Here is a 19,840-nt window from a genome sequence, read left to right as displayed (position 1 = left end):
AGAGGAACAGTCTCATGAGCGGAGCCCAGCGCGGACAGCGCGGTGGCGAGCGCCGTGGCAACCGCGACGACCGTCGCGGCCAGGGTGCTGACAAGACCGCCTACATCGAGCGCGTCGTTGCGATCAACCGTGTCGCCAAGGTCGTGAAGGGTGGTCGTCGCTTCAGCTTCACCGCCCTCGTGGTCGTCGGCGACGGTGAGGGTCTCGTCGGCGTCGGCTACGGCAAGGCCAAGGAGGTGCCCGCGGCGATCGCCAAGGGTGTCGAGGAGGCCAAGAAGCACTTCTTCCGCGTCCCCCGCATCCAGGGGACCATCCCGCACCCGGTCCAGGGCGAGAAGGCCGCAGGCGTCGTCCTGCTGCGCCCGGCCGCTCCCGGTACCGGTGTGATCGCGGGTGGCCCGGTGCGTGCGGTGCTGGAGTGCGCCGGCATCCACGACGTGCTGAGCAAGTCGCTCGGCTCGTCCAACCAGATCAACATCGTCCACGCGACGGTCGAGGCGCTGCGCATGCTCGAGCAGCCGGAGGCCGTGGCCGCGCGTCGTGGTCTCGCTGTCGAGGACGTCGCCCCGGCGGCGCTGCTCAAGGCCCGGACCGAGGTCCCGGCTGGTGTCTCCCAGGAGGTGTCTTCCTGATGGCTCAGCTCAAGGTCAAGCAGATGAAGTCCACGATCGGCTGCAAGCAGAACCAGCGCGAGACCCTGCGCACGCTGGGTCTCAAGCGGATCGGCGACGTGGTCGTCAAGGAGGACCGCCCGGAGATCCGCGGCATGGTCCAGGCCGTCCGTCACCTCGTGACGGTCGAGGAGGTCGACTGACATGACGCTCAAGCTGCACCACCTGCGTCCGGCCCCGGGCGCCAAGACCGCGAAGACCCGTGTGGGTCGCGGTGAGGGCTCGAAGGGCAAGACCGCGGGTCGCGGTACCAAGGGCACCAAGGCCCGCTACCAGGTGCCGGCCCGCTTCGAGGGTGGCCAGATGCCCATCCACATGCGGCTGCCGAAGCTCAAGGGCTTCAAGAACCCGTTCAAGGTCGAGTTCCAGGTCGTCAACCTCGACCGGATCAGCGAGCTCTTCCCCGAGGGTGGCACCATCACGGTCGACGACCTGGTCGCCAAGGGCGCCGTGCGCGGCGGCCACCCGGTGAAGGTCCTCGGCCAGGGCGAGATCTCCGTCAAGGTCGAGATCACCGCGCAGGCGTTCTCGGGCTCCGCCAAGGAGAAGATCGAGGCCGCCGGCGGGACCACCACGGTCGCCTGACCAACTTCATGACACATGCGCTGGGGCGCGGACGGCTCGTCGAGCCGACCGCGCCCCGACGCACAACTGAGGCCCTCCGGGTTGCCTGTTAGGGTTGCCCGGGTCCTCGCTCGGACGGCGGAACGCGCCGATGAGGGACGAGGGCCGCACCCCGCTTGGAGAAAGAGGATGTCGTGCTAGGCGCGTTCGCCAACGCTTTCCGGACCCCGGACCTGCGACGCAAGCTGCTGTTCGTCCTGATGATCATCACGATCTTCCGGCTCGGCAGCCAGGTTCCCGCTCCGGGAGTCAACGTCGCCAACGTCCAGTCGTGCCTCGCCAACGTGCAGGACCAGGGCGTCTACAACCTGATCAACCTGTTCTCCGGCGGTGCGCTGCTGCAGCTCACCATCTTCGCGCTCGGGATCATGCCGTACATCACGGCCAGCATCATCCTGCAGCTGCTCGTCGTGGTGATCCCACGGCTCGAGGCCCTCAAGAAGGAGGGCCAGGCCGGCCAGACCAAGATCACGCAGTACACCCGCTACCTCACGCTGGGCCTCGCGCTGCTGCAGGCCACCGGCATCGTGGCGCTGGCGCGCTCGGGCAACCTGCTCCAGGGCTGCAACGAGCCGCTGCTGCACAGCGACGGCACGGGCACCTTCCTCGTCATGGTCATCACCATGACCGCCGGCACCGCCGTGATCATGTGGCTCGGCGAGCTCATCACCGAGCACGGCATCGGCAACGGCATGTCGCTGCTGATCTTCACCCAGGTCGTCGCCACGTTCCCGAGCTCCATGGGCCAGGTCGCCAGCACCGAGGGCTGGTGGGTCTTCGGCGTCGTGCTGGCCATCGGCCTCGTGATCATCGGCGCGGTCATCTTCATCGAGCAGGCGCAGCGCCGGATCCCGGTGCAGTACGCCCGCCGGATGGTGGGCCGCAAGATGTTCGGCGGCAGCTCGACGTACATCCCGCTGAAGGTCAACCAGGCCGGCATCATCCCGGTCATCTTCGCCTCGTCGCTGATGTACCTTCCCGCCCTCATGGTCCAGTTCAACCAGAACAGCGGCTCGGTCTGGGTGGAGTTCATCAACGACTACTTCGTCGCCGGCAGCCACCCGGTCTACATGGCGACGTTCTTCCTGCTCATCGTCTTCTTCACCTACTTCTACGTCTCGATCACCTTCAACCCTGTGGAGGTCGCGGACAACATGAAGAAGTACGGCGGCTTCATCCCCGGGATCCGGGCGGGCAAGCCGACCGAGGACTACCTGTCCTACGTCCTGTCCCGCATCACGCTGCCCGGTGCCCTCTACCTCGGCCTGATCTCGCTCATCCCGCTCATCGCGCTGGTCGTGATCAACGCCAACCAGAACTTCCCGTTCGGCGGTACGTCCATCCTCATCATGGTCGGCGTCGCCCTCGACACGGTGAAGCAGATCGAGAGCCAGCTCCAGCAGCGCAACTACGAAGGATTCCTGCGGTAATGAGGCTGATCCTGATGGGGCCCCCGGGGGCCGGCAAGGGCACCCAGGCCAAGTTCGTCGCCGAGCGCTTCGGTGTTCCGGCGATCTCGACCGGCGACATCTTCCGCGCCAACGTCTCCCAGGGCACGCCGCTGGGTGTCGAGGCCAAGCGGTACATGGACGCGGGGGAGTACGTCCCCGACGAGGTCACGAACCGGATGGTGCGCAACCGCATCGACGAGCCCGACGCCGAGTCCGGCTTCCTGCTCGACGGCTACCCGCGCACGGTCGCCCAGGTCGAGGAGCTCGACGGGATGGTCGCGCACACCGGCCACCGCATCGACGCTGTCGTCGTGCTGACCGTCGACGAGGACGAGGTCGTCCAGCGGCTGCTGCAGCGTGCCCAGCTCGAGGGCCGCGCGGACGACACCGAGGACGTCATCCGTCGCCGGCAGGAGGTCTACGCCGAGCAGACCGCCCCGCTCATCGACGTCTACCGCGAGCGCGAGATCCTGCACGAGGTCGACGGCATGGGTCAGGTCGACGACGTGACCGAGCGCATCTTCGGTGCCCTCGAGGCCGTGGCGCGGTCCTGAGGAGCGACTGTGGGACTGCTTGACCGCGGTGTCGAGATCAAGACGCCCGAGCAGATCGAGGCGATGCGCCGTGCCGGCCTCGTGGTCGGCGAGACCCTCGAGATGCTGCGCGGCCAGGTCCGTGCCGGCATCTCCACCGGTGAGCTCGACGCGCTCGCCGAGGACAACATCCGTTCCTCCGGCGCGACGCCGTCGTTCAAGGGCTACCACGGGTTCACCGGGTCGATCTGCGCCTCGGTCAACGAGGAGGTCGTCCACGGCATCCCCGGCGACCGGGTGCTCGCCGACGGCGACGTGATCTCGATCGACTGCGGCGCCATCGTCGACGGCTGGCACGGCGACGCGGCCATCACTGTGGCGGTGGGGGAGGTGGCCCCCGAGGTGACCGAGCTGATGCGGGTCACCGAGGACGCGCTGTGGCGCGGCATCGCCGCGGCCCGCCTCGGCGGCCGGGTCACCGACATCTCCCACGCCGTGGAGAGCCACGTCCGCGGCAGCGGCGACTACGGCATCCTCGAGGACTACGTCGGCCACGGAATCGGCTCGCAGATGCACCAGCCGCCGAACGTGCCGAACTACGGCCGGCCCGGTCGCGGGCCGAAGCTGGTCCGCGGCCTCGCGCTCGCCGTGGAGCCGATGATCACCCTCGGCACCAACGAGACGGTCGTCCTCGAGGACGACTGGACCGTCGTCACCACCGACGGCAGCCACGCCGCCCACTTCGAGCACACCTTCACCCTCACCCCGACCGGGGCGTGGGTCCTCACCGCCCTCGACGGCGGCAAGGCACGGCTGGCCGAGCTCGGCGTCCCCTACGGTGGGGACTGAACCGTCCGTCCGGTAGTCCGATTCGCGGTCGCCGCTGTGACCGTGGAAGCATGGTCCCCGGAGGGGAGTATTCCTTCTCGGCGGTGTCGTCAGTACGGCGCGGACCACGGTCCGCACCCGGTGCCGCCGGTCACCCGGTCGCATCGTGCCGGTGTGACGGAAGAGACCTCCGGAGTTCCGACGCGTCGGCGTACCGTGGTGCGCTGACGCCCCCTCGCCCCTCCGGAGGAGCAGCCCCTACATGAACGCCATCCTGGGCAACTCGGTCGCCTCGCCCACCATCTGGCTCGTCACGGTCGTGGTGACCGTCGGCATCATCATGGTCGACCTGCTGATCATCGCGCGCCGGCCCCACGAGCCGAGCATGGCCGAGGTGAGCCGCCACCTGGCGTTCTTCGTCGGACTGGCCATCCTCTTCGGGATCGCGCTGTGGGTCTTCGCCCAGCCGAGCGAGCTGTCCCCGAACCCCGGGCCCGAGTTCTTCGCCGGCTGGCTGACGGAGTACTCGCTGTCGATCGACAACCTGTTCATCTTCATCATCATCATGAGCAAGTTCGCGGTCCCGCGGCAGTACCAGCAGACGGCGCTGATGATCGGCATCGTGCTCGCACTCATCATGCGGGCGATCTTCATCGTCGTCGGCGCCGCGGCGATCAACGAGTTCAGCTGGGTGTTCTACGTCTTCGGTGCGTTCCTGCTGTGGACCGCCGCGAAGCTCGCCAAGGAGGGGAGCGAGGACGAGGACGACTACGAGGAGAACCGCCTCGTGAAGTACGCCGAGACGCACCTCCCTGCGACCAGCGAGTGGCACGGCACGTCGCTGTTCACCAAGGAGAACGGCAAGCGCCTGATCACCCCGATGTTCTTCGTGGTGCTCGCGCTCGGCACCACCGACCTGCTGTTCGCGCTCGACTCCATCCCGGCGATCTACGGCCTGACCCGCGACCCGTACCTCGTGTTCACGGCCAACGTGTTCGCGCTGATGGGCCTGCGCCAGCTCTACTTCCTCATCGGCGGCCTGCTGCAGCGACTGGTCTACCTGTCCTACGGCCTGGCGTTCCTGCTCGCCTTCATCGGCGTGAAGCTGATCCTGCACGCCATGCACGAGAACGAGCTGCCCTTCATCAACGGCGGCGAGCACATCAAGTGGGCTCCGGAGATCCCGATCTGGCTGTCCCTCACCGTCATCATCGGCACCCTCGCCATCACCGCGGTCCTGAGCCTGGCGGCCTCGCGGCGGATGTCGCGCGAGGAGGTCGACGCCAAGACCGGGCCCCGTCGAGAGTTCTCCGACGACTGACCCAGGCACGCCGCGCGGCCTCGCCGCCTACCCCGGCCGGGCCTCGCGGAGACGCCCGGATTAGGGATTCGCGAGGCGGTGCCCCTAGACTGGCGTGTCGGCCCAACGTGGGTCTGCTTCGTGCTGCCTCGCGGCTGCCCGGAAACTCGCCCGACCCGCTCCCAGGAGCGGTCGGGTGCGCGCCCGGGTCGAGGTGCACGAGCGGCTGCACGAGGTCCACGCCGGCTCCCCGGAGCCGGCGGAGGTTCCCGGGCCACCTGACGCGGGACCGGCCCGCGGCAGGCGCACCAAACGGTAGACAACCGACCGACAGATTGCGGAGGACATGCCGAAGAAAGAAGGCGTGATCGAGATCGAGGGCACCGTCGTGGAGGCCCTTCCCAACGCCATGTTCCGGGTCGAGCTGACCAACGGACACAAGGTGCTCGCCCACATCAGCGGCAAGATGCGCCAGCACTACATCCGGATCCTCCCCGAGGACCGCGTGGTGGTGGAGCTGTCGCCGTACGACCTCACCCGGGGTCGGATCGTCTACCGGTACAAGTGAGCCCGCTCCCGCGTGCTCACGACGACACCAAGCCGCTAAAGGACACAACGTGAAGGTCAAGCCCAGCGTCAAGAGGATCTGTGACAAGTGCCAGGTGATCCGTCGCCACGGCCGCGTCATGGTGATCTGCGACAACCCGCGCCACAAGCAGCGCCAGGGTTGAGCCCGCGCAGCCCCGGCTGCGCACCGGAGCGATGCTCCGTGTCTGAACACAACTGAACACCGAACGACGACGTGATCGCTTAGGCACTCGTGCTGAACCACCTCCGGAACGGATGGCCGGAGCCCGGGTCGAGGACACCGGGATGCGACACGACCAGACCACCGTGAACCGAAGGGAAACCGCCAGACCATGGCACGCCTCGTTGGTGTGGACCTCCCGCGCGACAAGCGCATCGAGGTCGCACTCACCTACATCTACGGCATCGGCCGTACCCGCGCCCAGCAGCTCCTGGCCGCCACCGGGGTCAACCCCGACCTGCGCGTCCACCAGCTGGGTGACGAGGAGCTGGTCAAGCTCCGTGACGAGATCGAGGGCCGCGACCTCAAGATCGAGGGTGACCTCCGTCGTGAGGTGCAGGCGGACATCCGCCGCAAGATCGAGATCGGCAGCTACCAGGGTCGCCGCCACCGCCAGGGCCTCCCGGTCCGCGGTCAGCGCACCAAGACCAACGCGCGCACCCGCAAGGGCCCCAAGCGCACGGTTGCCGGCAAGAAGAAGGCCAAGTGATCCACGGCCGGGTCGTCGAGGCACCTCGACGCGCTCGGCCGGCGTGATCCGCCGTCACTGAACACCTCAGACCAGCTACCTCAGGAGAAACTGAATGCCTCCCAAGAGCCGCGCAGCGGCCGGCGCCAAGAAGGTGCGCCGCAAGGAGAAGAAGAACGTCGCCCAGGGCGAGGCCCACATCAAGAGCACGTTCAACAACACGATCGTCACGATCACCGACCCGACCGGTGCGGTGATCTCGTGGGCCTCGGCCGGCACCGTCGGCTTCAAGGGCTCCCGCAAGTCCACCCCGTACGCCGCGCAGATGGCCGCCGAGGCCGCCGGTCGTCGGGCGATGGAGCACGGCATGAAGAAGATCGACGTCTTCGTGAAGGGCCCGGGCTCGGGCCGCGAGACGGCGATCCGTTCGCTGGGTGCGATCGGCCTCGAGGTCGGCACCATCCAGGACGTCACGCCGACGCCCCACAACGGCTGCCGCCCCCCCAAGCGCCGCCGCGTCTGACCGACCGAGTACGAAGGAGACTTTGAAGAATGGCCCGCTACACCGGCCCCATGACCAAGAAGTCGCGCCGTCTCGGTGTCGACCTCGTCGGCGGCGACGCTGCGTTCGAGCGCCGTCCCTACCCGCCCGGCCAGCACGGCCGCGGCCGCATCAAGGAGAGCGAGTACCTCCTCCAGCTTCGTGAGAAGCAGAAGGCCCGCTTCACCTACGGCGTCCTGGAGAAGCAGTTCCACAAGTACTACGTGGAGGCTTCGCGTCGCTCCGGCAAGACCGGTGACAACCTGGTCCAGCTGCTCGAGTGCCGTCTCGACAACGTCGTCTACCGCGCCGGCTTCGCCCGGACCCGCCGCCACGCGCGTCAGCTCGTGGTGCACGGTCACTTCAAGGTGAACGGCAAGAAGGTCGACATCCCGTCCTTCCAGGTCAGCGCGCACGACGTCATCGACGTCCGCGAGAAGTCGCTCGAGATGACCCCGTTCATCGTGGCTCGCGAGACCCACGGCGAGCGCGTCGTCCCGGCGTGGCTCGAGGCGATCCCGTCGCGGATGCGGATCCTCGTCCACCAGCTCCCGGTCCGGGCCCAGATCGACATCCCGGTCCAGGAGCAGCTGATCGTCGAGTACTACTCGAAGAAGTGATCCGGCGCGGGGGGCTCCGGCCCCCCGCACCATCCTCGGCAACCACCACCCGCTTCCTTCATCGCCGCCGTTCGGGCCCGTCAAATGGCGGTCGGGCCCGGAAAGGAAAGAATCAGTGCTCATCGCACAGCGCCCCACCCTGTCGGAAGAGGTCGTCGACGAGTTCCGCTCGCGGTTCGTGATCGAGCCGCTGGAGCCCGGCTTCGGCTACACGCTCGGCAACTCGCTGCGCCGTACCCTCCTGTCGTCGATCCCCGGTGCGTCCGTCACCAGCATCAAGATCGACAACGTCCTCCACGAGTTCTCGACCATCGAGGGCGTCAAGGAGGACGTCACCGAGGTCATCTTGAACCTCAAGGGCCTGGTCGTCTCCTCGGAGCACGACGAGCCGGTCACCATGTACCTCCGCAAGTCCGGTGCCGGTGACGTCACCGCGGCCGACATCGCGCCCCCGGCCGGTGTCGAGGTGCACAACCCCGACCTGAAGATCGCCACCCTGTCCGACAAGGGCAAGCTGGAGATGGAGCTCGTCGTCGAGCGCGGCCGTGGCTACGTCTCGGCCGTCCAGAACAAGGGCGCCGACAACGAGATCGGCCGGATGCCGGTCGACTCGATCTACAGCCCGGTCCTCAAGGTGACCTACAAGGTCGAGGCCACCCGAGTCGAGCAGCGCACCGACTTCGACAAGCTCGTCATCGACGTCGAGACCAAGCCGTCGATCCGTCCCCGCGACGCGATCGCCTCGGCCGGCAAGACCCTCGTCGAGCTGTTCGGCCTCGCCCGTGAGCTCAACGTCGAGGCCGAGGGCATCGACATCGGCCCGTCTCCGGTCGACGAGCAGCTCGCCGCGGACCTCGCCCTCCCGGTCGAGGACCTGCAGCTGACCGTCCGGTCCTACAACTGCCTCAAGCGCGAGGGCATCCACACCGTGGGTGAGCTCATCAGCCGCTCGGAGCAGGACCTGCTCGACATCCGCAACTTCGGTGCGAAGTCGATCGACGAGGTCAAGGCCAAGCTGGTCGAGATGGGCCTGTCCCTCAAGGACAGCGCGCCCGGCTTCGACCCGCACGCTGCCCTGGCGGCGTACGGCGACGACGACGACGACGCGTTCGTCGAGGACGAGCAGTACTGACCCTGTAAATCGACCGGGACCAGCTGGTCCCGGGCGTCTACCCCGGTACCTCGTACGGCCGGGGAGAAGAGAGAGAGACCATGCCCAAGCCCACCAAGGGAACCCGCCTCGGCGGCAGCCCGTCCCACCAGCGGCTGATCCTGTCGAACCTGGCCACGCAGCTCTTCGAGCACGGCCGGATCACGACCACCGAGGCCAAGGCGCGCGCGCTGCGCCCGCACGCCGAGAAGCTGATCACCAAGGCGAAGAAGGGTGACCTGCACAACCGTCGCGAGGTCCTCAAGACCATCCGCGACAAGTCGGTCGTGCACACCCTCTTCACCGAGATCGCCCCGACCTTCTCGGAGCGTCCCGGTGGCTACACCCGGATCACCAAGATCGGCCCCCGCAAGGGCGACAACGCCCCCATGGCGGTCATCGAGCTGGTGACCGAGGCCTACTCGCCGTCGCCGAAGGCGGCGAAGCCGGTCAAGGCTGAGCCCGCCAAGACCGAGGCCCCCGCCGACGAGGCTGAGGTCGAGGAGACCCCGGCCGCCGAGCCTGCCGAGGAGGCTCCCGCCGAGGAGACCACCGAGGCTGCTGCCGAGGAGACCGAGGAGCCGGCCGCCGAGGCCGCTACCGAGGAGACCGAGGACAAGGCCTGACCTCAACGGTCGTCGAGGGCCCGTCACCCACTGGGTGGCGGGCCCTCGTGCATGTCCGGCCCCCCACCGCTGCTGCTGGTCGCCGGGCGGGGGACGGCATCGGCTCCGACCAGGTCCAGACGGTGGGCGAGGGAGGTGAGCTCCGCCCGTCGTGAGGCGTCGAGCTTCGCGAGCAGGTTCGAGACGTGGCGCTCGACCGTGCGGTGGCTGATGAAGAGGCGGGCCCCGATGTCGCGGTCGGCAAGGCCGTCGGCAACCAGTGCCAGCACCTCGCGTTCCCTGGCCGTCAGGCGGAACGGATTGCGCGCCGGTTCTCCCACGGCCCGCAGGCGTGCCCTCCGGGCGAGGTCCGCGGCCAGGTCGACGAGGTGGGAGGCGCCGATCCGCTGGGCGTCGCCGTGGGCACGGCCGAGCAGGTGGGCCGCCTGGGCCCGGTCTCCTCCGTCGCGAAGCATCGCGGCCGCCGCCCGTGCCCTGGCGTAGGACGCACGGTAGGGGTCGCCGACGTCCTCCCAGGCGTCCACGACGAACAGCCACTGCGAGGCCGGGTCCGTCCCCGTCGCGCGTGCGGCTTCGCAGCGGGCCGTAGCCTCGTGGGCCGCCGCCAACGGGCTCGTGTGTCCCGGGCCGCGGCGAGATGCCTCGATGCGGTCGAACCACGGGCTGAGGTCGAGGTGGGGCCGGGTCCGCCGCCCGGAGAGGTGCTCCTCGACGGCAGCCGCAACGGCTGCGCTGTACGCCGGGAACACGTGGACCGGGTCCTCCTCGGGGTGGAGGCGGTCCGCCGCCTCACACGACCGGCGACGGGCCTCGACGTGGTCTCCCTGCCACGTCGCCACCTCCACCAGACCTGCGAGCAGCGGCCCGATGAGCTGGCCGTCGACGAGGTGGGAGGCGGCCGAGTGTGCAGTGCGCAGCTCGTCGGCGGCGGAGGTGAAGGAGCCGAGCCGGAGCAGCATCTGGCCGCTGACGAGATGGGTCCGGAACGCGTCGACCCCTGAGGGGACCAGTGACCGCGCCTCCTCGAGGAGCGCGGCTGCCTCGTCGCACCGCCCGAGCAGCACCAGCGCCGTCGCCCCGTCACAGCGGCACCAGACGCCCTTGCGGCGGCCGAGCCCGAGCCGGTCGACGATCCCGATCGCCTCGCGGGACACCTCCGCCCACTCGGCGACCCGGCCGGCGTCGCCGAGGATCGAGGCCAGGTTGGCCACGGCGCGCGCAATGTCGTCGACATCGTCGAGCTCGTCCTCGGCGATCCGCCGTGCGGCGACAAGCTCGGCGATCCCGTCCTCGAGCCGTCCCTGGCGGGCCAGTGCCACCCCGAGGTTGTTGCGCGCGTGTCCCTCCACCGAGCGTGCGCCGGGCAGCGACTCGGCGATCTCGATCGCCCTCGTGGCGTACGCCTCGGCCTCCGGGTACCTGCCGCAGAGCATGAGGATCTGCGCGTAGCCGCTGAGCACCGAGGCGTGCTGATGCGTCTCGCTACCGTCCGGGAGGAGGGAGACCGCCCGCTCGCAGGCTGCCAGGCAGCCCCGCCCGTCGGCCGACATCCACAGGTAGCGCCCGAGTCGCTCATGGAGGTGGGCCAGGACGAGGGCGTCCGACGGGTCGACCTCGGCGATCGCGTCACGGATGAGCTCGGCTGCGCGGCGGGGCTCCGCAGCGAGGTGGGCCGACTCGGCCGCGCTGCGCAGGAGCTGGTGTCGTGGCTCGTCGATGAGCTGGTCGCCGTCGGGCACAGTGCCGAGCAGGTCCAGCACACGTTCGTGGTGGGCCAGTGCCTCGCTGAACAGAAGTGCCCGCTTCGCCTCGCGAGCGGCAGCCAGGGAGGCGACCAGGGCGCCGGGCCCGTCTCCGGCGGCGAGCCAGTGGCGGGCGATCCGCGCCGAAGCGAAGCGAACGTCACCCGCCAGGTCGGGGTGAGCTTCCAGCGCCTCTGCGACCTGGCGGTGGATCCGGACCGACTCCCCGGGTAGCAGCGTGTGGGCCACGGCCTCCTGGAGGAGCGCGTGCCTGAACTCGTAAGCCGAGGACCCGGGAACCGTCACGAGGACATGGGCCTCGACCGCCTGACGAAGGGAAGCCTCGAGCTGGGCTCGGCCGAGCCCCGCCACCGCCTCGATCAGTGGGTGCGGGAACGAGCGACCGATGACGGCTCCAGCGCGCAGCACCTGACGAGTCACGGGGCCCAGTGAGTCCAGCCGGGCGAGGAGGAGGTCGCGGACCGTCGGCGGCAGGTCCCCGCCGCGGTTCAGGGCAAGCAGCTCCTCGGCGAAGAAGGGGTTGCCCTCTGCGCGCGAGTACACCTCGTCGAGGAGGGCGGTGGTGGGCGGGACCCCGAGGATGTCGCTGAGCTGGCGCGCCTGCTCCGGTCGCGTCAAGGGCGGGAGCCCGATGTGATCGGCCGTGCGACGCCCGAGCTCCGCAACCAGCCGCCCCACGCCCGCGTCCCGTGGGGACTCGTCGGTGCGCAGGGTCAGCACCAGCAACAGGTTCCCGCGGAGCTGCTGCGTCAGCAACGACAACAGGTCGCGGGTGGACCGGTCGGCCCAGTGCAGGTCCTCGACGACCAGCACCACCGGCTGCTCGGCGCTCATCGCCTCGAACAACGAGCAGCATGCCTGGAGGAGCCTGCCCACGCTGGCCGTGGTCACGTGAGGTGGGGCGCTGTGGGCGCCGAGCGCCGGAACCAGCCGGGCCAGCTCGGCCGACGAGGGTCCGGCCCAGGCGCGGACGGCGTCGGTGCCGACGCCCGCGACCAGGCCGCGCAACAGCTCCGCGACGGGGGCGTAGGGGAAGACCTCCTCGCCGAGTGGGACGCAGTGGCCGACGAGCACCTGAGCCCCCTGGTCGGTCACGCGCCGTCCGAGCTCGTCGACCACCCGGCTCTTGCCGATGCCGGCCGGACCGTCGACCAGGACGGTGACAGCGCGGTCGGTGCAGGTCGCCTTCGCGTACGCCTGCTCGAGTCGAGCCAGCGTCACGTCACGGCCGATCAGTCGGCGGCTGGTGGCGCGCCGCGGGGACGCCGGGACCGTCGAGCTCATACTCGTTGATTATGGGGCTCGTCCGGGCCGGTGGCACCGGCCCGGACGGGTCATCCTCAGCTGCCCTCGCGGACCGGCACTACCTGTTCGGCGACGAGGCCGTGGGCCTCCCTGTGAACCCGCGACGCGGTCTCCGCGTCGGGGGCCTCGACCAGGCAGAACACCTTGCCGGAGCCCTCGTCGAACCAGTAGCGGAGGTACTCCACGCCGTACTGCTGCTGGACCTCGAGGTCCCTCTGGTGGGCTCCCGCCACTGCCTCGGCGGTGAGTCCCTCGACGTGCTCGTGGACGTCCATGAAGAGTGCCATGGTGCTTCTCCTGTCTCTGCGGGATCGGTCCCCACAGCGTGTGGCAGCCACGTCCCGCAGAGTTAGGTGGAACCACGTAGACCTGGCGAGATCGCGTGGAGGAGACGCAAGTGAGGAGGAGAGATGGAGTTGGACCTGCCCGGAACCACCGACGAGGTGGTCCTGCGCAACCGGTACGAGGTCGCGAGCATCACGAACGACCTGCTGATCGCACTGTGGTTCCTTGTCGGGAGCATCCTGTTCTTCCAGGAGTCCACCGCGTACGCCGGCACCTGGCTCTTCGTGGTGGGCAGCGCCCAGCTGGCCATCCGCCCGACCATCAGGCTGGCCCGGCGGGTTCACCTGCGCAGCCGCGGCCAGGGTGATCGCTCCCACGAGAGCGACGACGACTTCTAGCCCCCGGACCGCGCGCTCAGCGCGGCCAGGCCCGCTCGACCAGCCCGACGGCCTCGGGCAGGGAGAGGCCGAGCCGGCGGGCGGTGGCGACGTACGTGGCGGCGGCGCCGGTCGCGTCGCTCGACGTCGCCGCGGAGGTGGACGCGACGAAGGTGCCGCGGCGGCCCTCCGTCACCACGACGCCGTCGGCCTCGAGCTCGCGGTAGACGCGCGCCACGGTGTTGGTGGCCAGGCCGAGCTCGGTGGCGAGGGCCCGGACCGTGGGGAGCCGGGTGCCGGGCGCCAGCACGCCGTCGGCCACCTTGCCGGCGACCTGGGCGCGCAGCTGCTCGAACGGCGGCACGGACGAGGTCGGGTCGACGGGGTCGAGGCGCACGTCCATGAGACGGACCCTAGCGGCGGTACCGCCGCTTGGCCGGATGCGGTAGAGACTTCCCATGGCAGCCCCACAGGATCCCGTCGCCCTCGTCGTCGGCGAGTCGCTCGTCGACATCGTCAACCCCGCCGACGGCGACATCAAGGAGTACGCCGGGGGGAGCGCCGCCAACGTGGCCGTCGCGCTGGCCCGGCTGGGGCGCACCGTGCGGTTCGCGACCAGCTACGCCGACGACGAGCGGGGGCGCCTCATCGCGGACCACCTGGAGTCGGCGGGGGTGGAGCTGGCCACCGACCCGGGCGCGATCGAGCGGACGTCGACGGCCGAGGCGACGATCGGGGTCGACGGTGCCGCGGACTACGAGTTCGACCTCGAGTGGCGGCTCAACCCGGTCGGGACCGATCCCGCGCCGGTCGTCGTGCACACATGCTCCTTGGGCGCGGTGCTGATGCCCGGCGCCGACGACGTGCACGACCTGCTGCAGCGGCTGCGCGAGTCCGCGACCGTCACCTACGACATCAACGCCCGCCCGGCGATCACCGGAACCGGGCCCGACCTGCTCGACCGGGTCGAGCGGATGGCCGGCGTCGCCGACCTGGTCAGGGCCTCCGACGAGGACCTCGAGGCCCTCTACCCGCAGCTCGACCTCGTCACCGCCGCCCAGCGGCTGCTGACGCTGGGCCCCGTGGCGGTCGTCGTCACGCGCGGCGGTGAGGGCGCGTTCTGGGTCGCCGACAGCCACTCGGTCGAGGTGGCGTCGCGACCCGTCGAGGTCGCCGACACCATCGGCGCCGGCGACACCTTCGGCGCCGCGCTCATCGACGCGCTGTGGGAGGCCGGCTACCTGGGTGCCGACCGGCGGGAGGCGCTGCGCGACCTCACCCGCGACGAGATCGAGGGCTTCCTCCACCACGCGGCCCGGGCTGCGGCCGTCACCGTGTCGCGGCCGGGCGCGGACCCGCCGTACCGCCACGAGCTCCCCTGAGCCGCTGCTGGAACAATGGTCGTCCGTGCGGCTCCGGATCGACCTCGCCTACGACGGCACCGACTTCCACGGATGGGCGGCCCAGCCGGGGCTGCGCACCGTCGAGGGCACCCTCGCGACCGCGTTGGCCACGGCACTGCGGGTCCCCGGGGTGGGCGTCGTGTGCGCCGGCCGCACCGACACCGGCGTGCACGCGCGCGGCCAGGTGGTGCACGCGGACGTTGAGCCGGAGGCGCTGGCCGCCTCGGCCGGGCGGTCCACGGACCCGCCGCTCGAGGCGCTGCTGCGCCGGCTCAACGGCATCCTCCCGCCCGACGTCCGGGTACGCCGTGCTGTCGAGGCACCGGACGGGTTCGACGCCCGCTTCTCCGCGCTGTGGCGGCGCTACGCCTACCGGGTCGCCGACCGGCCCGCCACCGTCGACCCGCTGGTCCGGCGCCACGTGCTGGCGTGGTCCCGCCCGCTCGACCTCGACGCCATGAACGAGGCGGCGACGGCGCTCGTCGGGCAGCACGACTTCGCGTCCTTCTGCAAGCGGCGCGAGGGCGCGACCACCATCCGCACCCTCGAGGAGCTCTCGTGGACGCGCGACGACGCCGGCCTCGCGGTCGCCCGGGTGCGGGCCGACGCGTTCTGCCACAGCATGGTCCGGGCGCTGGTCGGCTGCCTGCTCGCCGTGGGGGAGGGCCGTCGTCCGCCTTCCTGGGCGGGGGAGATCCTGCGCGCCGAGACCCGCGACCCGTCGGTGACGGTCGTGCACGCCCACGGGCTGACGCTCGAGGAGGTCGCCTACCCCGCCGACGACGAGCTCGCCGCGCGGGCCGACCGCACCCGCGCCCGGAGGGACGCCGATGTCTGACCACTACTTCAGCGCCGACCCCGCGGCGCCGTTCTCGCGCGAGCCCTTCACCTGCGAGGTGTGGGGGAACCGGCTGGACCTGGTGAGCGGCTCCGGCGTCTACAGCAAGGGGCGGCTCGACATCGGCACGTCGGTGCTCTTCCGCGAGACCGAGCCGCCGGCGTCCGGGCGGATCCTGGACCTCGGCTGCGGCTACGGCGTCATCGGCCTGGCCATCGCCCGCGCCGGAGCGGCCGACGTCACGGGCGTCGACGTCAACGAGCGCGCGGTGCTGCTCGCCAACGAGAACGCCGCCGCCCTCGGGCTCGCCGACCGGTTCCGCGCGGCGACCCCCGGCGCGGTCGCCGCCGACGCGACGTACGACGAGATCTGGTCGAACCCGCCGATCCGGATCGGCAAGGAGGCGCTCCACGACCTGCTGCTGCGGTGGCTGCCGAGGCTGGTGCCCGGCGGTCGGGCCGTCATGGTCGTGGGGAAGTACCTCGGCGGCGACTCGCTGCAGCGCTGGCTGGGCGAGCAGGGCTACCCGACGACCCGGCTGGCCAGCGCCAAGGGGTTCCGGGTGCTGGAGACGCGGCGGCCCGGGGACTGAGCCCGTCGGGCCGCCGCGTCGGGGCTCACTCGACCGTGATCGGCCAGACGTGGTCGCCGAAGCTGCGGGCGTAGCCGTCGCCCGCCGGGACCATCGCTCGGAACCACATCGCGCCGCGACGCGCGGCGACGTCGAACGTGAACTGCCACGAGGTCCCGTTGCGGGTGGCGGTGCGGAGCACCGTCGACCACGCGCACTCCTCGCAGTCGCGCCGCTGCAGCCGGACCCTGCCGTCGTAGCCCGGCAGGACGCGGCCCCGCAGCGTGAAGACCGTCGGGCCGACCTGCCGCATCTCGTCCGGGAGGTGGCGGCGCACCGAGATCCGGCGCTCGGCCGCGGAGCGGCCGTAGAGACCGCTGGACTCGTGCACGACCTTGTAGCTGGTGGTCTTCTCCGGCCGCAGGCACTCGAAGCGGAAGACGGCGTCCTCGTCGTCGGAACGCGTGGACGCGATCAGCGTCCACCGCTTCTTGCCGACCGGGCGGGCGTAGAGGTCCACCGCGGCGTCCGGGACCGCGCCGTCGTCCGTCACGACCTGGCCCTCGAGCAGCCCGCCCTGGCCGTAGGTGAGGGACCGAGTCGCGCGGGTCCAGTGGATCGACGTCTCCTCGGCGATCACCGGGACCTCGGGTGCTGCTGCCGCAGGTGCCTCATCGATGAACCGCCCCGGCTGCGGCGCCATGCACGCGCTCGCCTCGCCGCTGACCTCGGGGTCGTCACCGACCCCGGTCGCCGAGGTGGGTGTCAGGACGATCGCCGCCACTGCCGCAGCCAGTGCGCCCGTCAGCGCCGTCCCGAGTCCTCGCTGAAGTCCTGCCCGTCCGAAACGCACCCGGCCCCCTTCTCGTCGTGGTCGCGGGCAGGTCCTGTGCCTGCCCGCGCTCCAAACGACGGAGGGGGCCCCGGGTCACGGCCGGACGCGGGTCGGTCTGTCGCCGGTCAGCAGCAGGCCGGAGCGGCCTGGTTGCCGACCTCGGGGGACCCAATGAGTAGATATGGACAGACATCTATGTCGTAGATGGCGCGAGACATCGGACTCTGTCAATATCGACGTATGTCGAAGTCTTGGATCGAGCTGACGCCGGTGGAGGCGGTGGCCTGCTGCACGCCGCTGACCGCCGCGCCGATGGACGCCGCCACCGCCGAGCGGATCGCGCCGCTGCTCAAGGCGCTCGCGGACCCGGTGCGGCTGCGGCTCCTCTCGATGGTCGCCTCGCACGCCGGCGGCGAGGCCTGCGTCTGCGACCTCAACGACGCGTTCGAGCTGTCGCAGCCGACCATCAGCCACCACCTCAAGGTGCTGCACGAGGTCGGCCTGCTCGACCGTGAAAAGCGGGGCGTGTGGGTCTACTACCGCGTGGCTCCCCGGGTGCTCGAGGACATCTCCAGCCTGCTCGGGTCGGTCGCGAGGTGACCGTCGCGCGCCGCGCGGGAGCCGAGCTGGTCGGCACCGCGTTCCTCGTCATGGCCGTCGTCGGCTCCGGCATCGCCGCCACCCGGCTGTCCCCGGACGACGTGGGTCTGCAGCTGCTGCAGAACAGCCTCGTCACCGGGGCCGTGCTGGTCGCGCTGATCCTCGCGCTGCAGCCGGTGTCGGCGTCGTTCAACCCCGTGGTCACGCTGGTCGAGCGGGCGCTGGGACTGATCACCACGCGGGACCTCGTCACCCTCGTGCCGGCGCAGGTGGTGGGCGGGTGCGTGGGCGCCGTCCTGGCCAACCTGATGTTCGACCTCGATGCGGTGTCGCTCGCCACCACCCAGCGCAGCGGGAGCCACCTGTGGCTCGCCGAGGCGGTGGCCACGCTCGGCCTGGTGCTGGTCGTCTTCGGCACCATCCGGTCCGGCCGCGTCGACACGGTGGCGTACGCCGTCGGCGGCTACATCGCCGCGGCGTACTGGTTCACCAGCTCGACCAGCTTCGCCAACCCGGCCGTGACCGTCGCCCGCACCCTGTCGGACACCTTCGCCGGCATCGCGCCCGGCTCGGCGCCGGCCTTCCTTCTCATGCAGCTCGTCGGCGGCGTGCTCGCCCTCGGGCTCGTCCGGCTGCTCTACCCCGTCCTCGTCCCCGGCCACACCCCCAGCCAGGCCGCCAGCCACACAGCCAGCCCCCGAAAGGCCGACCGGTGACCACCCCCTCCGCCAGCTCCGCTGCCCGCCCCACCGTCCTGTTCGTCTGCGTCCACAACGCCGGCCGCTCCCAGATGGCCGCCGGCTTCCTGCGCCACCTCGGCGGCGACCGCGTCGAGGTGCTCTCCGCCGGCTCGGCGCCCGCCGACACGATCAACCCCGTGGCTGTCGAGGCGATGGCGGAGGAAGGCATCGACATCACCGCGGCCGTCCCGACGGTGCTCACCACCGAGGCCGTCCAGGAGTCGGACGTCGTCGTCACCATGGGCTGCGGCGACGCCTGCCCGGTCTTCCCCGGCAAGCGCTACGAGGACTGGCAGCTGTCCGACCCGGCGGGCCAGGGCATCGAGACGGTGCGCCCCATCCGGGACGAGATCCGGGGCCGGGTCGAGAAGCTGCTGGGCGAGCTGCTCACGGACTGACGCCCGCGCGGGCGCGCTACCCGCCGGGTGGCAGGCTGTCGCCATGACGACGTACGAGGCCGCCGCCGACCGCTACCGCAGCACCGACGCGGGAGGCATGGAGTATCGCTTCACCGGCCGGAGCGGGCTGAAGCTGCCGGTCCTGTCGCTGGGCCTGTGGCAGAACTTCGGCGACGACCGCCCGGAGGAGACCCAGCGCGCGATCCTGCGCCGCGCCTTCGACCGCGGGGTCACGCACTTCGACCTCGCCAACAACTACGGACCGCCCTACGGCCGCGCGGAGGAGAACTACGGACGCTACCTCGCCGACGACTTCAAGCCCTACCGGGACGAGCTGATCATCTCGACGAAGGCCGGCTGGGACATGTGGCCCGGCCCCTACGGGCAGGGCGGCGGCTCGCGGAAGTACGTGCTCGCCTCGCTCGACCAGTCACTGGCGCGCATGGGGCTCGACTACGTCGACATCTTCTACAGCCACCGCTTCGACCCCGAGACGCCCGTCGAGGAGACGATGATGGCGCTCGACCACGCCGTGCGGCAGGGCAAGGCTCTGTACGCCGGCATCTCGTCGTACTCCGCGGCGAAGACCCGCGAGGCCGCCACCATCGCCCGCGACCTCGGCACCCCGCTGCTCATCCACCAGCCGTCGTACTCCCTGCTCAACCGCTGGATCGAGGAGGACCTCCTCGACGAGCTCGAGCAGCAGGGGATGGGCTGCATCGTCTTCACCGCGCTGGCGCAGGGGCTGCTGACCGACCGCTACCTCGACGGCGTCCCGCAGGACTCCCGGGCGGCGCGGTCGGACTCGACCATCCCGGGCGACCACCTCGGCGAGCAGACGCTGCGCCACGTGCGTCGCCTCAACGAGATCGCCCAGGGCCGCGGTCAGAAGCTCGCGCAGATGGCGCTGCAGTGGGTGCTGCGCGACCCGCGGGTGACCTCGGCGGTCATCGGTGCCTCCTCCGTGGAGCAGCTCGACACCAACCTCGACGCGATCTCCGGGCCCGCGTTCACCGACGACGAGCTGCGGGCGATCGACGAGGACGCCGTCGAGGCGGGCATCAACCTCTGGGCGAAGCAGACCCAGGACTGAGCCTCGGGAAC

26 protein-coding genes are annotated in these 19,840 nt (G+C 70.5%); 22 read left to right on the top strand and 4 right to left on the bottom strand.

Features of this window, described 5'->3' with window-relative positions:
* Window positions 1–14: 14 nt before the first annotated feature.
* From rpsE to rplQ, 14 genes are all read left to right on the top strand, one after another.
* Window positions 15–632 carry a 30S ribosomal protein S5 gene (gene rpsE / locus ACFP2E_RS04985; protein ID WP_378521504.1) on the top strand — a complete coding sequence of 206 codons (618 nt, stop codon included), beginning with the start codon at window positions 15–17 and terminating at the stop codon, window positions 630–632.
* Window positions 632–814 (top strand): 50S ribosomal protein L30, encoded by a 183-nt coding sequence (rpmD, locus tag ACFP2E_RS04980; RefSeq protein ID WP_378521503.1) that lies wholly within the window; start codon window positions 632–634, stop codon window positions 812–814. The genes rpsE and rpmD overlap by 1 nt, the downstream gene beginning before the upstream one ends.
* Before the next feature lies 1 nt (window position 815).
* Window positions 816–1,256: a 50S ribosomal protein L15 gene (rplO, locus tag ACFP2E_RS04975; protein ID WP_378521502.1), complete on the top strand. Its 441-nt coding sequence runs from the start codon at window positions 816–818 to the stop codon at window positions 1,254–1,256.
* 173 nt (window positions 1,257–1,429) lie between these two features.
* Window positions 1,430–2,725 carry a preprotein translocase subunit SecY gene (gene secY / locus ACFP2E_RS04970; protein WP_378521501.1) on the top strand — a complete coding sequence of 432 codons (1,296 nt, stop codon included), beginning with the start codon at window positions 1,430–1,432 and terminating at the stop codon, window positions 2,723–2,725.
* Entirely contained in the window at window positions 2,725–3,300 is a 576-nt protein-coding gene (locus tag ACFP2E_RS04965; RefSeq protein ID WP_378521500.1) for an adenylate kinase, read from the top strand. The genes secY and ACFP2E_RS04965 overlap by 1 nt, the downstream gene beginning before the upstream one ends.
* 15 nt (window positions 3,301–3,315) lie before the next feature.
* On the top strand, window positions 3,316–4,128 hold the full coding sequence (gene map / locus ACFP2E_RS04960) for a type I methionyl aminopeptidase (RefSeq protein ID WP_378521664.1): 813 nt from the start codon (window positions 3,316–3,318) through the stop codon (window positions 4,126–4,128).
* A gap of 241 nt (window positions 4,129–4,369) precedes the next feature.
* Complete coding sequence (locus ACFP2E_RS04955) at window positions 4,370–5,428, top strand: TerC family protein (RefSeq protein ID WP_378521499.1); 1,059 nt, start codon at window positions 4,370–4,372, stop codon at window positions 5,426–5,428.
* A 325-nt stretch (window positions 5,429–5,753) separates the two neighbouring features.
* The gene (infA, locus tag ACFP2E_RS04950) at window positions 5,754–5,975 is read left to right on the top strand and encodes a translation initiation factor IF-1 (RefSeq protein WP_036490070.1); all 222 of its coding nucleotides are present in this window, start codon (window positions 5,754–5,756) and stop codon (window positions 5,973–5,975) included.
* A 49-nt stretch (window positions 5,976–6,024) separates the two neighbouring features.
* Window positions 6,025–6,138 carry a 50S ribosomal protein L36 gene (gene rpmJ, locus ACFP2E_RS04945; protein WP_194504229.1) on the top strand — a complete coding sequence of 38 codons (114 nt, stop codon included), beginning with the start codon at window positions 6,025–6,027 and terminating at the stop codon, window positions 6,136–6,138.
* A 189-nt stretch (window positions 6,139–6,327) separates the two neighbouring features.
* Window positions 6,328–6,705 (top strand): 30S ribosomal protein S13, encoded by a 378-nt coding sequence (gene rpsM, locus ACFP2E_RS04940; RefSeq protein ID WP_378521498.1) that lies wholly within the window; start codon window positions 6,328–6,330, stop codon window positions 6,703–6,705.
* Window positions 6,706–6,799: 94 nt separating this feature from the next.
* Complete coding sequence (gene rpsK / locus ACFP2E_RS04935) at window positions 6,800–7,207, top strand: 30S ribosomal protein S11 (RefSeq protein WP_378521497.1); 408 nt, start codon at window positions 6,800–6,802, stop codon at window positions 7,205–7,207.
* A gap of 29 nt (window positions 7,208–7,236) precedes the next feature.
* Window positions 7,237–7,845: a 30S ribosomal protein S4 gene (gene rpsD, locus ACFP2E_RS04930; RefSeq protein ID WP_378521496.1), complete on the top strand. Its 609-nt coding sequence runs from the start codon at window positions 7,237–7,239 to the stop codon at window positions 7,843–7,845.
* A gap of 115 nt (window positions 7,846–7,960) precedes the next feature.
* Entirely contained in the window at window positions 7,961–8,977 is a 1,017-nt protein-coding gene (locus tag ACFP2E_RS04925) for a DNA-directed RNA polymerase subunit alpha (protein WP_378521495.1), read from the top strand.
* 80 nt (window positions 8,978–9,057) lie between these two features.
* Window positions 9,058–9,621: a 50S ribosomal protein L17 gene (gene rplQ, locus ACFP2E_RS04920; RefSeq protein ID WP_378521494.1), complete on the top strand. Its 564-nt coding sequence runs from the start codon at window positions 9,058–9,060 to the stop codon at window positions 9,619–9,621.
* Between the two features lie 23 nt (window positions 9,622–9,644).
* On the opposite strand, the gene ACFP2E_RS04915 is transcribed toward rplQ, so the two are convergent.
* Window positions 9,645–12,668, bottom strand: coding sequence for an AAA family ATPase (locus tag ACFP2E_RS04915; protein ID WP_378521493.1), 3,024 nt, complete (start codon window positions 12,666–12,668; stop codon window positions 9,645–9,647).
* A 56-nt stretch (window positions 12,669–12,724) separates the two neighbouring features.
* Entirely contained in the window at window positions 12,725–12,976 is a 252-nt protein-coding gene (locus tag ACFP2E_RS04910; protein ID WP_378521492.1) for a DUF4242 domain-containing protein, read from the bottom strand.
* 123 nt (window positions 12,977–13,099) lie between these two features.
* Here ACFP2E_RS04910 and ACFP2E_RS04905 point away from each other — a divergent pair, with 123 nt between their 5' ends.
* Window positions 13,100–13,372 carry a YrhK family protein gene (locus tag ACFP2E_RS04905; RefSeq protein ID WP_378521491.1) on the top strand — a complete coding sequence of 91 codons (273 nt, stop codon included), beginning with the start codon at window positions 13,100–13,102 and terminating at the stop codon, window positions 13,370–13,372.
* Between the two features lie 16 nt (window positions 13,373–13,388).
* On the opposite strand, the gene ACFP2E_RS04900 is transcribed toward ACFP2E_RS04905, so the two are convergent.
* Complete coding sequence (locus ACFP2E_RS04900) at window positions 13,389–13,754, bottom strand: GntR family transcriptional regulator (protein ID WP_378521490.1); 366 nt, start codon at window positions 13,752–13,754, stop codon at window positions 13,389–13,391.
* Between the two features lie 55 nt (window positions 13,755–13,809).
* On the opposite strand from ACFP2E_RS04900, the gene ACFP2E_RS04895 reads away from it, so the two are divergent.
* Genes ACFP2E_RS04895 through ACFP2E_RS04885 form a run of 3 tightly spaced genes read left to right on the top strand, consistent with a single transcriptional unit; the run spans window position 13,810 to window position 16,184 of the window.
* On the top strand, window positions 13,810–14,733 hold the full coding sequence (locus tag ACFP2E_RS04895; RefSeq protein ID WP_378521489.1) for a carbohydrate kinase: 924 nt from the start codon (window positions 13,810–13,812) through the stop codon (window positions 14,731–14,733).
* Window positions 14,734–14,758: 25 nt separating this feature from the next.
* Window positions 14,759–15,592, top strand: coding sequence for a tRNA pseudouridine(38-40) synthase TruA (truA, locus tag ACFP2E_RS04890; RefSeq protein WP_378521488.1), 834 nt, complete (start codon window positions 14,759–14,761; stop codon window positions 15,590–15,592).
* The gene (locus ACFP2E_RS04885) at window positions 15,585–16,184 is read left to right on the top strand and encodes a class I SAM-dependent methyltransferase (protein ID WP_378521487.1); all 600 of its coding nucleotides are present in this window, start codon (window positions 15,585–15,587) and stop codon (window positions 16,182–16,184) included. Before truA ends, ACFP2E_RS04885 begins: the two co-directional genes overlap by 8 nt.
* Window positions 16,185–16,209: 25 nt before the next feature.
* Here the strand turns inward: ACFP2E_RS04885 and ACFP2E_RS04880 are convergent, their stop codons facing one another.
* Entirely contained in the window at window positions 16,210–16,947 is a 738-nt protein-coding gene (locus tag ACFP2E_RS04880; protein WP_378521486.1) for a hypothetical protein, read from the bottom strand.
* Window positions 16,948–17,238: 291 nt separating this feature from the next.
* Here ACFP2E_RS04880 and ACFP2E_RS04875 point away from each other — a divergent pair, with 291 nt between their 5' ends.
* The 4 genes from ACFP2E_RS04875 to mgrA all read left to right on the top strand — a co-directional run bounded on the left by ACFP2E_RS04875 (window position 17,239) and on the right by mgrA (window position 19,829).
* Window positions 17,239–17,598, top strand: coding sequence for a metalloregulator ArsR/SmtB family transcription factor (locus ACFP2E_RS04875; protein WP_378521485.1), 360 nt, complete (start codon window positions 17,239–17,241; stop codon window positions 17,596–17,598).
* Window positions 17,595–18,314: an aquaporin gene (locus ACFP2E_RS04870; protein WP_378521484.1), complete on the top strand. Its 720-nt coding sequence runs from the start codon at window positions 17,595–17,597 to the stop codon at window positions 18,312–18,314. The genes ACFP2E_RS04875 and ACFP2E_RS04870 overlap by 4 nt, the downstream gene beginning before the upstream one ends.
* Before the next feature lie 74 nt (window positions 18,315–18,388).
* Window positions 18,389–18,736, top strand: a complete 348-nt coding sequence (locus tag ACFP2E_RS04865) for an arsenate reductase ArsC (RefSeq protein ID WP_378521663.1) — start codon at window positions 18,389–18,391, stop codon at window positions 18,734–18,736.
* 43 nt (window positions 18,737–18,779) lie between these two features.
* A complete protein-coding gene (mgrA, locus tag ACFP2E_RS04860) occupies window positions 18,780–19,829 on the top strand; it encodes an L-glyceraldehyde 3-phosphate reductase (RefSeq protein WP_378521483.1) in 1,050 nt (349 codons plus the stop codon).
* The last annotated feature ends 11 nt before the right edge of the window (window positions 19,830–19,840 follow it).

Origin of the sequence: Nocardioides sp. GCM10027114, assembly GCF_042659625.1 — a bacterium.
Classification (GTDB): domain Bacteria; phylum Actinomycetota; class Actinomycetes; order Propionibacteriales; family Nocardioidaceae; genus Nocardioides.
The sequence above is the reverse complement of the archived record's forward strand: the minus strand, read 5'-3'. Positions and strand labels throughout refer to the sequence as shown.

What these genes read in the sequence shown, in the direction of transcription:
- rpsE (WP_378521504.1), top strand. Translation starts at nt 15, where the DNA reads ATGAGCGGAGCCCAGCGCGGACAGCGCGGTGGCGAGCGCCGTGGCAAC.
- rpmD (WP_378521503.1), top strand. Translation starts at nt 632, where the DNA reads ATGGCTCAGCTCAAGGTCAAGCAGATGAAGTCCACGATCGGCTGCAAG.
- rplO (WP_378521502.1), top strand. Translation starts at nt 816, where the DNA reads ATGACGCTCAAGCTGCACCACCTGCGTCCGGCCCCGGGCGCCAAGACC.
- ACFP2E_RS04965 (WP_378521500.1), top strand. Translation starts at nt 2,725, where the DNA reads ATGAGGCTGATCCTGATGGGGCCCCCGGGGGCCGGCAAGGGCACCCAG.
- ACFP2E_RS04955 (WP_378521499.1), top strand. Translation starts at nt 4,370, where the DNA reads ATGAACGCCATCCTGGGCAACTCGGTCGCCTCGCCCACCATCTGGCTC.
- infA (WP_036490070.1), top strand. Translation starts at nt 5,754, where the DNA reads ATGCCGAAGAAAGAAGGCGTGATCGAGATCGAGGGCACCGTCGTGGAG.
- rpsM (WP_378521498.1), top strand. Translation starts at nt 6,328, where the DNA reads ATGGCACGCCTCGTTGGTGTGGACCTCCCGCGCGACAAGCGCATCGAG.
- rpsK (WP_378521497.1), top strand. Translation starts at nt 6,800, where the DNA reads ATGCCTCCCAAGAGCCGCGCAGCGGCCGGCGCCAAGAAGGTGCGCCGC.
- rpsD (WP_378521496.1), top strand. Translation starts at nt 7,237, where the DNA reads ATGGCCCGCTACACCGGCCCCATGACCAAGAAGTCGCGCCGTCTCGGT.
- rplQ (WP_378521494.1), top strand. Translation starts at nt 9,058, where the DNA reads ATGCCCAAGCCCACCAAGGGAACCCGCCTCGGCGGCAGCCCGTCCCAC.
- ACFP2E_RS04915 (WP_378521493.1), bottom strand. Translation starts at nt 12,668, where the DNA reads ATGAGCTCGACGGTCCCGGCGTCCCCGCGGCGCGCCACCAGCCGCCGA.
- ACFP2E_RS04910 (WP_378521492.1), bottom strand. Translation starts at nt 12,976, where the DNA reads ATGGCACTCTTCATGGACGTCCACGAGCACGTCGAGGGACTCACCGCC.
- ACFP2E_RS04905 (WP_378521491.1), top strand. Translation starts at nt 13,100, where the DNA reads ATGGAGTTGGACCTGCCCGGAACCACCGACGAGGTGGTCCTGCGCAAC.
- ACFP2E_RS04900 (WP_378521490.1), bottom strand. Translation starts at nt 13,754, where the DNA reads ATGGACGTGCGCCTCGACCCCGTCGACCCGACCTCGTCCGTGCCGCCG.
- ACFP2E_RS04895 (WP_378521489.1), top strand. Translation starts at nt 13,810, where the DNA reads ATGGCAGCCCCACAGGATCCCGTCGCCCTCGTCGTCGGCGAGTCGCTC.
- ACFP2E_RS04885 (WP_378521487.1), top strand. Translation starts at nt 15,585, where the DNA reads ATGTCTGACCACTACTTCAGCGCCGACCCCGCGGCGCCGTTCTCGCGC.
- ACFP2E_RS04875 (WP_378521485.1), top strand. Translation starts at nt 17,239, where the DNA reads ATGTCGAAGTCTTGGATCGAGCTGACGCCGGTGGAGGCGGTGGCCTGC.
- ACFP2E_RS04865 (WP_378521663.1), top strand. Translation starts at nt 18,389, where the DNA reads ATGGCCGCCGGCTTCCTGCGCCACCTCGGCGGCGACCGCGTCGAGGTG.
- mgrA (WP_378521483.1), top strand. Translation starts at nt 18,780, where the DNA reads ATGACGACGTACGAGGCCGCCGCCGACCGCTACCGCAGCACCGACGCG.